The organism is Amycolatopsis sp. NPDC098790 (assembly GCF_044759945.1).
In the GTDB taxonomy this organism is placed as follows: Bacteria; Actinomycetota; Actinomycetes; order Mycobacteriales; family Pseudonocardiaceae; genus Amycolatopsis.
On sequence record NZ_JBIWAI010000005.1, the window covers coordinates 502,194 to 514,892 of the forward strand.

The window sequence follows — 12,699 nt, forward strand, 5'->3', positions numbered from 1 at the left end:
ACCCGTGGTGACCGATTACCAGCGGTAACTTCGGGTGAGTGAAAATCGGACCGTGCTGGCGTGGCTGGCGGCGCGGACCGAGCGCATCGACCTGGGCAGCGCGATCCTGCAGATCCCGGCGCGCCGCCCGACGATGACCGCGATGACGGCGGCGACCCTGGACAACCTTTCCGGCGGCCGGTTCCGGCTCGGGCTCGGCGTTTCCGGGCCGCAGGTCGCCGAAGGCTGGTATGGCGTTCCGTTCGGGAAACCCCTCGAGCGCACGCGTGAATACGTCGAAATCGTGCGCAAAGCCCTGCGGTACGAACGAGTCCGCCACGACGGCGCGCATTTCCGGCTGCCGCTGCCCGGCGGACCGGGAAAGGCGCTGCCGCTCGCGGTACCGCCGGTGCGCGAGCACATCCCCCTCTACCTCGCCTCGCTCGGCCCGAAAAACCTCGAACTCACCGGGGAAATCGCGGACGGCTGGCTCGGCCTGTTCTTCTCGGCGGAGCACGGCGGCGAGGCGCTCGCCCGGATCCGCGCGGGCCGCGCGAAGATCGGCGAGACACTGGCCGGGTTCGACGTGGTGACGACGGTCCCGCTGGCGGTAGACCCCGACTGGCGACGAGCGGCCGACCACGCCCGGCCGTACGTGGCGGGGTTCGTCGGCGGAGCGGGCAGCCGGGAGCGCAACTTCTACCGCGACCTGGTGGCCCGCATGGGCTACGAAGCCGCGGCCGACGAGGTCCGCGAACGGTACTTGACGATGGACTACGCCGGCGCGATGGCGGCGATCCCGGTGGAGTTCCTGGACGCGACGTCGTTGCTCGGCCCGAAGGAGCGCATCGCCGACGGCATGCGCGCCCTCGCCGAGGCGGGGGTGACGACGTTGGCGGTGTCCCCGACGCACGACGACCCGGCGGCCGACAAGGCGGCGCTGCGGTGCGCGGCGGAGGCTTTGGAGCTGGCCGGGGTGGGCGACTGACGCGGGGCCGACGCCCTCACTGCTCGGCGGCGTACAGCCAGAACTCCTGCATCAGCGGGGTCGGCTCCGGGCTCGTCATCTCGACCTGCGTCAGCAGCACCGTCACCGTGCCCGTCGCCGGGTGCAGGTGCCAGGCCGTTCCCGCGCCGCCGACCCAGCCGTAGCGGCCCGGGACCTCCCACGGCCTGGTTGCCTGCACGTCCACCGAACCGCCGTAGCCCCAGCCCTGGCCGTGCAGGAACAGCCGGCCCGCCTCGCGCTGGGCCGGGGTCAGGTGGTCGGTCGTCATGCCGTGCACCGACTGCGCCGTGAGAAGGCGGTGGCCGTCGACCGTGCCCTCGTCCAGCAGGAAGCGGGCGAACTTCAGCAGGTCGTCGGCCGTCGAGACCAGGCCCGCCGCGCCGGACGGGAACGCCGGTGCGCTGCTCCAGCGGCCCTCCGGCGAGTCGATCAGCCGCAGCCCGTTCCCGGCCGGCCGGTACGCGCTCGTGAACCGGCCCAGCGCGGCGGTCGGCACCGCGAACCCCGTGTCGGCCATGCCCAGCGGCTCGAACAGCCGCTCCCCCAGGAACTCCGGCAACGGCCGGTCCGAGACCCGCGCGATCAGCGCGCCCTGGAGGTCCGAACCGGTGCCGTACAGCCACGCCTCCCCCGGCTGGTGCAACAACGGCACCTGCGCGAGCGCCGCCAGCCACTCGTCCGGTGCCAGCGCCCGCGGTGCCGCCGCCGGGTGGCCCAGCACCTGCAGCAGCAGGTCGACCGCGGGCAGCGTCATGTCCGCCGCGAGGCCGTACCCGCAGCGGAACGTCAGCAGGTCGGCCACCGTGATCGGGCGGACGGCGGGCACGACGTCGTCGACCGGCCCGGCCGGCGTCCGCACGACCACCGGCGACGCCAGCTCCGGCAGCCACCGCGCGATCGGGTCGTCCAGCGCGAGCTCGCCGTCGTCGACGAGCAGCAGGAGCGCCGCGGCGACGATCGGCTTGGTCAGCGACGCGATCCGGAACAGCGAGTCGCGCGCCATCGGCACGGTGCCCTCGGCGTCCGCCGAACCGACGGCCGCCACCTCGAGCCGGCCACCGTGGGCGACGAGCGCCACGGCGCCCGGGACGTCCTCGATGTGCTTGGTCAACACCTCGGTCAAGGTCGCCATGGTCAGTCCAGGGGGTTGATGGCGCGCAGGCGCCGCGGGCCGGTGTCGGGCCGCGACGGCGGCGCACCCAGCACGAGACGGGCGTTGGCTACGAAGGCGCCGTCCGGCGACGCCAGGATCGGGTCCAGCACCAGCGACCGCACCTCCGGGTTGTCCTCGGCCAGCGCGGCGACGCGCAGCACCATGTCCTGCAGGGCGGCGAGGTCGGCGGGCTCGTCGCCGCGGTAGCCGGTGAGCAGCGGCGCCGTCCGCGGCTCGCGCAGCAGCGTGGCCGCGTCGACGTCGGTGAGCGGCACCGCCCGGTACGCGCGGTCCCCCAGCAGCGTGCTGACCAGCCCGGACAGCCCGAACGACACGAGCGTGCCGAACGACGGGTCGTCCTGCAGCCCGATCACGCACGACAGGCCCTTCGGGGCCATCCGCTGGACGTACACGTCGTCGTCATCGGAGATCTCGCGCAAGCTTTCGTAGGCGGTGCGCACGGAATCCTCGGACGAGAGGTCGAGCCGTACCCCCGCGAGGTCGGGGCGGCCGCGCAGCCGCTCGTCGACGGCCTTGAGCGTCACCGGGTAGCCCAGCTCGGCCGCGGCGGCGACGGCTTCGTCCACTGTGGACGCCACGCGGAACGGGACGACGTCGATGCCGTAGCAGCCCAGCAACCGCACGACGTCGGTGTCGGACAGCAGCGTCGTCTTGCCGTTCTCGCTTTCCAGCAGCTCGCGCACGAGTCCCTGCGCCTGCTCGGTGTGGATCCCGGCCGGGCGCACCAGCGTGCCCTGCGGGCGCTGCCGCCAAGCCGCGTACCGGACGACCCTGGCGAGCGCGTTCACGGCGCGTTCCGGGCTCGGGTACGACGGGATCGAGCCGCGCGTCGGCACGCCGTCGTCCGTCGAGACCGCCAGTTCGTCGGGCACGCCTTCAGCGGCGAGGAACGTCGAGACGATCGGCTTGCGCTGCCCGAGTTCGACCACGGTCTCGCGCAGGGCGCGCGCGTACGCCGTGCCGGGGATCGCCACCGGCGGCGCGAACACGACGACCAGCGCGTCGGTGTCCGGCGAGGTGAGCGCTTCGCCGACCGCCTTGGCGAAGTCGTCGGGCCCGGCCTGCGGGCCGACGTCGATGGGGTCGAAGGCCAGCCGCAGGCCCTGCATCCGCGCGGTGTCGGCGGCCAGCAGCCCGATCGCGCTGGAGTTGCCGACGATCGCGACCCGCGGCCCGGCGGGCAGCGGCTGGTGGGCGAACACGAGCGCGGTGTCGAACAGCTGCGCCAGCGACTCCACGCGGACGACACCGGCCTGCTCGAACAGGGCCTGCACGCTGGCCTCGTCGATCTCCGTGGACGTCGCCGCGAGCTGCGGGCGGACCGCGTGCCGCCCCGACTTCACCGCGACGATCGGTTTCGTGCGGGCCAGCCTTCTCGCCAGCCGCGCGAACTTGCGCGGGTTGCCGAAGGACTCGAGGTACAGCAGGACGAGGTCGGTGTCCGGGTCGGTTTCCCAGTACTGGAGCAGGTCGTTGCCCGAGACGTCGGCGCGGTTGCCGGCCGAGACGAACGTCGACAGGCCGAGGCCGCGCGATTCGGCGTCGGCGAGGATCGCGGTGCCCAGCGCGCCGGACTGGCAGAAGAACCCGGTCCGCCCACGCACGGGCAGGCGCGGCGCGAGGGTGGCGTTGAGCCGGATGCCGGGCGCGGTGTTCAGCACGCCGAGCGCGTTGGGGCCGACGACGCGCATGCCGTGCGCCCGCGCCTCGCCGACCAGCCGCAGCTCGGCGTGCAGGCCGTGCGGGCCGGCTTCGGCGAAGCCGCTGGAGAGGATCAGCAGCGTTTTGACGCCCTTCGCGAGGCAAGCGTCCAAAACGGACTCGACGGACTCGGCGGGCACCGCCACGACGGCCAGGTCGACCGGGTCCGGGATGTCCAGCACCGACGGGTACGCGCGGACGCCGCGGACCGAGCGGTGCTCCGGGTTGACCGGGTAGACGGTGCCGGTGAACGCGGCGGCGAGCAGGTTCGCGAAGGCGACGTGGCCGACCTTGCCCGGTTCGGCGGACGCGCCGATCACCGCGACCGACGTCGGGTGCAGCAGGTTGTGCACGCTGCGCGCCTCCGCGGCCTGTTCCCGGGAGCGCGCGACGGCAAGGGACTCCTCGGTCGGGTCGATGTCGAATTCCAGGTGCAGCACGCCCTCCTCGAATTCGCGGCTGACCTGGTAGCCGGCGTCGCGGAAGACCCGCACCATCGCGGCGTTCTCGGCGAGCACCTCGGCGACGAACCGGCGCAGCCCGCACTCCGCCGCGGCCGCGGCGAGGTGTTCCAGGAGGATCGAGCCGAGCCCGCGGCCCTGGTGGGCGTCGCTCACGACGAAGGCGACCTCCGCCGACGGGCCGTGGTCGAGCCGTTCGTACCGGCCGACCGCGACGATGTCGTCGCCGAGGAAGGCGGCGAACGCGACCCGGTCGTGGTGGTCGACCGTGGAGAACCGCTTGAGGTCCTTCTCGGGGATGCGCGGGTAGGCGCCGAAGTAGCGGAAGTAGCGGGTGCGCTCGGACAGCTTGGCGTGGAAGGCGACCAGGCCGTCGGCGTCGGTGGGGACGATCGGGCGCAGGTGGACGGTGCCGCCGTCGGACAGCACGACGTCGGCTTCCCAGTCGCGGGGGTAGTCGAAGGGGTCGCGGCCGGCCATGGTCAGTCCCTGGGGTCGTCCGGGTCGAGGCCGTGCAGGGGGAAGACGGCCCGGCGCGTGTCCCGGACGGCGACGTCGACCGGGTCGTCCTCGCCGTCGCCCCACGGCTTGAACTCGGTTTCGCGGTCGTCGGTCATCGCTCGCGGCAGTTCGGCGTTCGGGGCGGCCTTGGAGACGGTTTCGACCCAGCGGGGCGGCAGCGGCGTCGCCGGGGCGACGTCCCGGTCGAGGACCGTGGCGATCAGGTGCGTCCACGACCGCGGGACGACGCGGATCAGCTGGTAACCCCCGCCGCCGACGGCGATCCACTTGCCGCCGGCGTAGGTCTCGGCGAGGTCGCGGAGGGTGGCGTAGATGGTGCGGTGGCCGTCGACGGAGAGCGAGAGGTCGGCCAGCGGGTCTTCCTCGTGCGAGTCGACGCCGCACTGGGTGAACAGCAGCTGCGGCTCGAAGTCGGCGAGCAGCGAGGGGACGACGGCGTTGAAGGCGCGCAGCCAGCCCGGGTCTCGGGTGCGCGGCGGCAACGGGACGTTGACGGAGGTCCCGTCGGCCTTCCCGCGGCCGGTTTCGGCGGAGTAGCCGGTGCCCGGCCAGAGCGTGAAGGGGTGCTGGTGCATCGAGATGGTGAGGACGCGCGGGTCGTCGTAGAAGGCGGCCTGGACGCCGTCGCCGTGGTGGACGTCGGTGTCGATGTAGGCGATGCGCTCGAAGCCGTGGTCGAGCAGCCAGGAGATGGCGACGGCGCAGTCGTTGTAGACGCAGAAGCCGGCCGCCTGGTCGCGCATGGCGTGGTGCAGCCCGCCGGCGATGTTGACGGCCCGGGTGGTCTCCCCCTCGGCGATCTTCCGGGCGGCGAGGAGGGTGGAGCCGACGACGAGCGCGGAGGCGTCGTGCATGTCGGTGAAGACGGGGTTGTCGGAGGTCCCGAGCCCGTGCCCGACATCCCACCCGACGAGCGGCGCCTCCCGCACGGCGGCGAGGTATTCGGGGGCGTGGATCCGGAGGAGCTCCTCGTCGCCGGCACCGGTCGGGACGAGGAGGGGGACGTCGTCGAGCACGCCGAGCTCGGTGGCCAGCCGGACGGTGAGCTCCAGCCGGACGGGGTTGAAGGGGTGGTCCCCACCCAGGTCATAACCGAGAAGGGCGGAGTCCCAAACGACGGCCGGCGACATGGGGTCGACTGTAGTGCCGATCGGGGGAACGCGTGGACCGGAAGTGTGAGGCGCGGGGTAGCTCAGCCGCTGCGGGAGCGCTCGGCGCCGGACCACTCGGCCGGCGTGGGACCGCTCGCCGGACCACTTTGCCGGCGAGACGCTCGCACGCCGGCGCGGCGGCAGGTCGCGGGCGCGGTGGCAACTCGCCGGCGCGGCACCCACCCGGCGGCGCAGCACCCGCCCGGCGGCGCAGCACCCGCCCGGCAGCGCGGCGCCGGCGCGGCGGCGGCTCGATGCACTCCGCTGCGCCCTGCGGTCGGCGATAGCGCGGTCAGATGAGCAGCTGCCGCGATGGCCGCGCGCGGGCGCGGCGACAGCCCGGTGCGGCGGGCTGCCGTCCCGCTGGTCCGGGCTGGCCCGGCCGGGGCAAGCAGCCGCCACAGCCACTCGCCGGCGTGGCGGTAGCTCCGTGCGCTCGGCTGCCGCGCGCCGGTCCGCGACGGCGTGGCCAGGCGAGTTGCCGGTGCGGCAGCAGCTCAGCCGGCTGTCCGTCCCGGCGGCTCGCGGGTGCTCAGCCGGGTAGGTCGCCCGTTGCTGCCGGGCGCTGGGGGTCGCGGGACCAGTGGGACCACGAGCCCGCGTACAGTCCCGCCCCTGGGTGGCCCGCCAGTTCCAGCGCCAAGACCACCGAACTCGCCGTCACTCCCGAGCCGCAGTACGCGCCGACCGGCTCGCCCGGGCGCAGGCCCAGGTCCGCGAATCGGGCGGCCAGTTCCTCCGGTGCGTGCCAGTGGCCGTCGTCGGTCGTGTGGGCGGCGAACGGGGCGTTCACCGCTCCCGGGATGTGGCCCGCCCGCGGGTCGATCGGCTCCGTCTCGCCTGTGTAGCGCGGCTTGGCGCGCGCGTCCAGGAGGAGGCCGTCGCGGGCCAGGGCCGCTGCCTCGTCCGCGTCCAGTACCGGCATGCTGCCCGGCCGGACCGTGATGTCGCCCGGCTCCGGGGCCGGCTGGTCCGTGCTCACCGGGTGACCGTCGGTGGTCCACGCAGCGTAACCGCCGTCGAGGACCGTCACCTCTTCGTGGCCTGCCCAGCGCAGCAGCCACCACGCCCGGGCGGCCACCGAGCCGTCGGCGTCGTCGTAGACCACCACCGGTGCGCCCGTGCGGATACCGGCCGCGCGCAGGTCGCGCTGCAGGTCGGCCGGGTCGGGCAGCGGGTGCCGGCCGCCCTCGCCCGGCTCGCCCGCGAGCACGCTGTCGAGGTCGGTGAAGACCGCGCCCGGCACGTGGCCTTCTCGGTAGGAGTCGGCGCCGGGCGGGCCGGCGAGCCGCCAGCGGACGTCGAGGACGACGGGCCGGTCGCCGGCCGGGCCGGCCAGCGCGGCGGCGAGGTCGGTGGTGCTGATCAGCGGACGCATGCCTCCCATCTTCCAGCGGCCGCCCTCCCGGCCGCGCCGGGGTGCGGGACATATCCGTCACCGGCGAGTTGTTATCCATAACGCCCGCCGCCGCTGTCGGGGTCAACGACTACGATGAGCAACGCGGACGAAGGGGACAGCGTGAACGATCTCATCGACACCACCGAGATGTACTTGCGTACGATCTACGAGCTCGAAGAAGAAGGTGTCGTTCCGCTGCGCGCCCGCATCGCCGAGCGCCTGCAGCAGAGCGGCCCGACCGTGAGCCAGACCGTCGCCCGGATGGAGCGCGACGGCCTCGTCGTGGTCGCCGACGACCGGCACCTCCAGCTGACCGACCACGGCCGCGAACTGGCCATCGCCGTCATGCGCAAGCACCGCCTGGCCGAGCGCCTCCTCGTCGACGTCATCGGGCTCGAGTGGGAGCACGTGCACAACGAGGCGTGCCGGTGGGAGCACGTGATGAGCGAGGCCGTCGAGCGCAAGCTGGTCAAGCTGCTCGACCACCCGACCACCTCCCCCTACGGCAACCCGATCCCCGGCCTGGACAAGCTGGGCGACGGCGACCCGGCCCCGCCCGCGGAGGCCGACCTCGTCCGGCTCGACGAGTTCGCCCGCACCGGCGGCGGCCGCGTGGAGATCCGGCGCATCGCCGAGCACGTCCAGCTGGACGAGTCGCTGATGACCGAGCTCAAGTCCGTCGGCATCGTGCCCGGCGGCACGGTCACCATCGGCAAGGCCAACGGCGGCACCGTCGAGGTCACCGGCGGCGAGACCACCGCCCAGGTCGCCAGCTCCGCGCTGCACGCAGTCCTGGCGCAGGCCAGGTGAGCCCCGCTTCGGAAGCCGTGGCGGCGTTCCGCACGGTCCACGGAGGCGCGCCCGCCGGCGTGTGGTCCGCGCCCGGGCGCGTCAACCTGATCGGCGAGCACACCGACTACAACGACGGCTTCGTGCTGCCGTTCGCCCTGCCGCACCGCCTGGCCGCGGCGGCGTCGCCCCGCGAGGACGGCGTGCTGTCCGTGGCCACCCTGGGCGACGACGGCCAGCTCCAGCGCTCCGGCGAGCTCAAGATCGCCGACCTGGCGCCGGGCACGGTCGACGGGTGGGCCGCGTACCCGGCGGGGGTCGCCTGGGTGCTGCGCGACCAGGGCTTCGCGGCCGGCGCCGACCTGGTCATCGCCGGGGACGTGCCGTCGGGAGCGGGGCTGTCCTCCTCCCACGCGCTCGAGTGCGCGGTGTCGCTGGCGTTGCTGGGCCTGGCCGGGCTGGAGCTCGGCGCGGCCGGCGACCGCGTCCCGACGCGGCCCGAGGTCGCGCGGTGGGTCCAGCGCTCGGAGAACGACTTCGTCGGCGCGCCCACCGGCCTGCTCGACCAGACGGCGTCGCTCTGCTGCACCGAGTCCCACGTCCTGTTCCTCGACGTGCGCTCCGGCGAGCAGGAGCAGGTGCCCTTCGGCCTGGCCGACGCCGGGCTGCAGGTGCTGATCATGGACACCCGGACGAAGCACTCGCACGCCGAGGGCGGGTACGGCGAGCGCCGCCGCGGCACCGAGCGCGCGGCCGAGCTGCTCGGGGTGAAGGCGCTGCGCGACATCACCGTCGAGGGGCTCTCCGCGGCGCTCGACCGGCTGCCCGAAGACTTGGTGCCGCTCGTACGGCACGTCGTCACCGAGAACCAGCGGGTGCTGGACACCGTCGAGCTGCTGCGTGCCGGCCGGCTGGCCGACATCGGCCCGCACCTGGACGCTTCGCACGTCAGCATGCGCGACGACTACCGGATCTCCACGGCCGAACTGGACCTCGCGGTCGACTCGGCGCGCGAGGCGGGCGCCCTCGGCTCGCGGATGACCGGCGGCGGCTTCGGCGGCTCGGCGATCGCGCTGGTCCGTGACGCCGACCTGGACGGGGTCAAGGCGGCCGTCGAAGCGGCGTACGAAAAGGCCGGCTACCGGCGGCCGCGGATGTTCACCGCGGTGCCGTCGCGCGGCGCGGGCCGCGACGAGGTCTGAGGCCCCGGGCGGACCCGCACGCTGCCGAGGGGGAAGACTGAGCAGCACAGTCATCACCCTCGGCAGGAAGGCCTGGACGTGTCGGAGCAGAGCAACGCCCTGAAGCTGGTCGTGACGGGCGGAGCCGGGTACGTCGGCAGTGTCTGCGCCGCCCGGCTGATCGAGGCCGGGCACCGGGTCACGGTCGTCGACGACCTGTCCACCGGCCACGCCGACGCCGTCCACCCGGACGCGCGGTTCGTCGAGGGCGACGCCGCCGAGGTGGCGGGCAGCCTGCTGCGCGAGGGCTTCGACGGCGTGCTGCACTTCGCGGCCAAGTCGCTGGTCGGCGAGTCGATGACGGAGCCGGCGAAGTACTGGGAAGGCAACGTCGTCACCTCGTTGCGGCTGCTCGAAGCCATGCGGGAGCACGGCACGCCCCGGCTCGTGTTCTCCTCGACGGCGGCGACCTACGGCGAACCGGAGCAGTCGCCGATCCCGGAGTCGGCGCCGACCCGGCCGACCAACACCTACGGCGCCACGAAGCTCGCCATCGACGCCGCGATCACCAGCTTCGCCACCGCGCACGGCCTGGCCGCGGTGAGCCTGCGGTACTTCAACGTCGCGGGCGCGTACGGCGCGTTCGGGGAGCGCCACACCACGGAAACCCATCTCATCCCCCTCGTCCTCCAGGTCGCCACGGGCGACCGCGAAAAGATCCAGATCTTCGGTGACGACTACCCGACGCCGGACCACACGGCGGTCCGCGACTACATCCACGTGGTGGACCTCGCGGACGCGCACCTGCTGGCGCTGAAGAGCGCGACGGCGGGTGCGCACCGGATCTACAACTTGGGCAACGGCACGGGGTTCTCCGTTCTGCAGGTGATCGAGGCTTGTCGCGAGGTGACCGGCCACCCGATCCCGGCGGCGGTGGCCCCGCGGCGGGCGGGCGACCCGTCGGTGCTCGTGGCGGCCAGCGACCGGGCCCGGGAGGACCTGGGGTGGAAGCCGGAGCGGACCGAACTGGCGGAGATCGTCCGGGACGCTTGGGACTTCACCCAGGCCCGGCGAAGCTGAGGTCTCGGGTGTCGAGCTGACCGTCGCCCGCCTGCGACGGTCAGCTCGCCGGGCAGCTCACCCGGGTTCGACCGCGTGCGGACAGGATGGCGCGACCTCGGCGACCGGCTCGTCTCCCACCAGCTCCGGAAGTCCACAAGCGACAGTCATCGGGAAACCCGCGCCGCCCTCGTCGAACTCCGGTGGCTCCAGCCCGAAGCCGGCCATCCCTTCCGGGTCCGCCGCCAACGCCAGCCCCAGCAACTGTTCCGGGGGCATGCCGCGCTGCAGCACGGTGTGCAGCAACCCCGCCAGCACGTGGTCCTCGTCGGCCTCCAACGCGGTGTCCAGGGCCATGCCCGCGAACGTCCCGTCGCCGCGCATGAAGGATGTGTAGCCCAGCAGCGTGGCCGCTTCGGCTCGCTCCGGGGCCGGGAGTTCCTGGACCAGCGCCAACCACAGCCGCTCGGCCTCGCGTGCCTGTGACGTGTGGGGTGGGACCGCCATGCCCAAGCACGCGTCGCGGATCTCAGGGAGCGTCAACGCGCTCGCCAGCAGGACCGCTTGCTCGTCCGTCGGCGGCCCCGCGCCACGCCGCTGGCGCTCGAAGGCGGCTCGGATCACCGAGGCCGCCTCCGCCACGCACGTCGACTCCGGCCAGGGCAACGACGGCATCCCCGACAGCGTCGCACTCCGGCGGACCACCGCCTCCGGGGAACGCGGAGCCAGCAGTGCCTCCAGCTCCTCACGGCTGTCGAACGCGACCCAGCCGGCTTCGGTCGCCCACGCTGCGGTCACCGTCGCGCGGGGGTCCGGGAGCTCGCCGCCGCACTCCGGGTCCGAATAGCAGCCCCAGGCCGCTCCCTCGGTGATGTCCGCGGCCCACAACGCGTGCAGCACCGGGATGCCGAGCTCGTCCAGCACCTCGGTCAGCTCGGCCGCGAAGCCCGCGTGCGGTGGCGGGCTGCCGGGTCTTCGGCCGCCGCCGATCAGTGCCAGTGTCACGGCCGTGGGCGGCGACAGGACGTACCTCGCCGCGAGCGCGCGGGCCTGCCGAGCGCGGTCTTCCGGGTGCGGGAGGTCGCCGCGCAGGACCAGGCCCACGCGGTCGGTTCGGTGACCGATCAGGACGACGGAGTTGGCGGGCCGGAACCCGATCAGGTACGGGAGCGCGGCCAGCAGCTGCGCGGGGCTTCGGAGGTCGACCGGCGGCCGGCCGGTCGGGGTGGAAGTGGTCATGCCTCCAGCGTGGGGCAGGACGGGGCCGGGTGGGGCGTGTGGCGGCGAATCTGTGGATGGCCGGGGCCGATGTGGACGGAACCGGGCGGAAGGCGCCCGGGCGGCGGGTTTTTGTCGGTGGGGCGGGCTATCGTGCCCGGCCCCACCGACCGGTCCGGCCTCAGCCGCAGTGCTCGAAACCGCTTTCGTAGGTGTTGCCGCCCACCGAACCGCCCCACTTCACGCACGTGGCCGCGGCGGTCTTCTTCACCGGCCCGGCGTAGTAGGTGAAGCTGCCGGAATCGGTCACCCGCGCGGCCCCTTCGACCTCCAGGAACGCCGAGACCGGGCTGGCCGTGCCGAGCGACGTCGCCTTCAGCGTCGTCACGCAGTTCGCCTTGGTCGAGGAGTTGTACAGCAGGTACGCCGTGCCCGAAGAGTTCGCCAGCGCCTGCTGGTCGACGACGGAGAAGCCGTCGCCGCAGACCTCTTCGGCGGAGTAGGGGTTGCCGCCGCAGTTGTTCTTGCTCGTGAAGTTCGTGTGGCCGTAGTACGGCACGGCGACGCCGTTCAGCTTCGCCTTCTGCACCACCCCGTTCAGCCGCTCTTCGAAGTGCAGGTGCGGGCCGGTGACGCCGCCGGTCGCACCCGCCTTGCCGAGCTCCTTGCCGAGGCCGACCGACTGCCCGACCGAAACCTCCTGGGCCGACAGGTGCGCGTACCGGGTGCGCCAGCCGCTGCCGTGGTCCACCTCGATCCACTTGCCGTAGCTCGTGCTGCCCTCGTCAGCGACGCGGGTCACCGTGCCGGACGCCGCGGCGAGCACCGGCATGCCCGTGATGCCCGACTTCTGGAAGTCGACCGAGTACTCGGGGCTGTGGCCGCTGAACGTCGCCGCGGTCACGGTGACCCCGCACTTGAACGGCACCTGGAAGTTCGGCGCGGCCGACGCGGGCGCCTGGCCGGCGAGGGTGAGGCCGAGCGCGGGCAGCGCCGCGGCGGCGGCGAACACGGCGAGCCGTCGCAACCTGGACATGGGGCTTACCTCCTGGCAAA

The 12,699-nt window shown here is 73.5% G+C and carries 10 protein-coding genes; 4 read left to right on the forward strand and 6 right to left on the reverse strand.

What is annotated here, in order from left to right:
- Positions 1 to 34: 34 nt before the first annotated feature.
- Positions 35 to 967, forward strand: coding sequence for an LLM class flavin-dependent oxidoreductase (locus ACIQWX_RS35940; protein WP_400880943.1), 933 nt, complete (start codon positions 35 to 37; stop codon positions 965 to 967).
- Positions 968 to 983: 16 nt separating this feature from the next.
- Here the strand turns inward: ACIQWX_RS35940 and ACIQWX_RS35945 are convergent, their stop codons facing one another.
- From ACIQWX_RS35945 to ACIQWX_RS35960, 4 genes are all read right to left on the reverse strand, one after another.
- Entirely contained in the window at positions 984 to 2,120 is a 1,137-nt protein-coding gene (locus ACIQWX_RS35945; RefSeq protein WP_400880945.1) for a serine hydrolase domain-containing protein, read from the reverse strand.
- 2 nt (positions 2,121 to 2,122) lie between these two features.
- Positions 2,123 to 4,804 (reverse strand): GNAT family N-acetyltransferase, encoded by a 2,682-nt coding sequence (locus ACIQWX_RS35950; RefSeq protein WP_400880947.1) that lies wholly within the window; start codon positions 4,802 to 4,804, stop codon positions 2,123 to 2,125.
- 2 nt (positions 4,805 to 4,806) lie between these two features.
- On the reverse strand, positions 4,807 to 5,976 hold the full coding sequence (locus ACIQWX_RS35955; protein ID WP_400880949.1) for an acetoin utilization protein AcuC: 1,170 nt from the start codon (positions 5,974 to 5,976) through the stop codon (positions 4,807 to 4,809).
- Between the two features lie 553 nt (positions 5,977 to 6,529).
- On the reverse strand, positions 6,530 to 7,375 hold the full coding sequence (locus ACIQWX_RS35960; RefSeq protein ID WP_400880951.1) for a sulfurtransferase: 846 nt from the start codon (positions 7,373 to 7,375) through the stop codon (positions 6,530 to 6,532).
- 114 nt (positions 7,376 to 7,489) lie between these two features.
- On the opposite strand from ACIQWX_RS35960, the gene ACIQWX_RS35965 reads away from it, so the two are divergent.
- The 3 genes from ACIQWX_RS35965 to galE all read left to right on the forward strand — a co-directional run bounded on the left by ACIQWX_RS35965 (position 7,490) and on the right by galE (position 10,446).
- A complete protein-coding gene (locus tag ACIQWX_RS35965; RefSeq protein WP_364445806.1) occupies positions 7,490 to 8,206 on the forward strand; it encodes a metal-dependent transcriptional regulator in 717 nt (238 codons plus the stop codon).
- On the forward strand, positions 8,203 to 9,387 hold the full coding sequence (gene galK / locus ACIQWX_RS35970) for a galactokinase (protein ID WP_400880953.1): 1,185 nt from the start codon (positions 8,203 to 8,205) through the stop codon (positions 9,385 to 9,387). Before ACIQWX_RS35965 ends, galK begins: the two co-directional genes overlap by 4 nt.
- Positions 9,388 to 9,465: 78 nt before the next feature.
- Entirely contained in the window at positions 9,466 to 10,446 is a 981-nt protein-coding gene (gene galE / locus ACIQWX_RS35975) for a UDP-glucose 4-epimerase GalE (protein WP_400880955.1), read from the forward strand.
- A 57-nt stretch (positions 10,447 to 10,503) separates the two neighbouring features.
- On the opposite strand, the gene ACIQWX_RS35980 is transcribed toward galE, so the two are convergent.
- Both ACIQWX_RS35980 and ACIQWX_RS35985 read right to left on the reverse strand, forming a co-directional pair.
- Entirely contained in the window at positions 10,504 to 11,664 is a 1,161-nt protein-coding gene (locus ACIQWX_RS35980; protein WP_400880957.1) for a DUF4192 domain-containing protein, read from the reverse strand.
- Positions 11,665 to 11,824: 160 nt separating this feature from the next.
- Positions 11,825 to 12,679: a M23 family metallopeptidase gene (locus ACIQWX_RS35985; RefSeq protein ID WP_400880959.1), complete on the reverse strand. Its 855-nt coding sequence runs from the start codon at positions 12,677 to 12,679 to the stop codon at positions 11,825 to 11,827.
- Between the last annotated feature and the right edge of the window lie 20 nt (positions 12,680 to 12,699).

Excerpts from the sequence above, each read along its gene's own strand:
- ACIQWX_RS35950 (WP_400880947.1), bottom strand. The coding sequence starts at position 4,804 with ATGGCCGGCCGCGACCCCTTCGACTACCCCCGCGACTGGGAAGCCGAC.
- ACIQWX_RS35980 (WP_400880957.1), bottom strand. The coding sequence starts at position 11,664 with ATGACCACTTCCACCCCGACCGGCCGGCCGCCGGTCGACCTCCGAAGC.
- ACIQWX_RS35955 (WP_400880949.1), bottom strand. The coding sequence starts at position 5,976 with ATGTCGCCGGCCGTCGTTTGGGACTCCGCCCTTCTCGGTTATGACCTG.
- ACIQWX_RS35985 (WP_400880959.1), bottom strand. The coding sequence starts at position 12,679 with ATGTCCAGGTTGCGACGGCTCGCCGTGTTCGCCGCCGCCGCGGCGCTG.
- ACIQWX_RS35965 (WP_364445806.1), top strand. The coding sequence starts at position 7,490 with ATGAGCAACGCGGACGAAGGGGACAGCGTGAACGATCTCATCGACACC.
- ACIQWX_RS35960 (WP_400880951.1), bottom strand. The coding sequence starts at position 7,375 with ATGCGTCCGCTGATCAGCACCACCGACCTCGCCGCCGCGCTGGCCGGC.
- ACIQWX_RS35945 (WP_400880945.1), bottom strand. The coding sequence starts at position 2,120 with ATGGCGACCTTGACCGAGGTGTTGACCAAGCACATCGAGGACGTCCCG.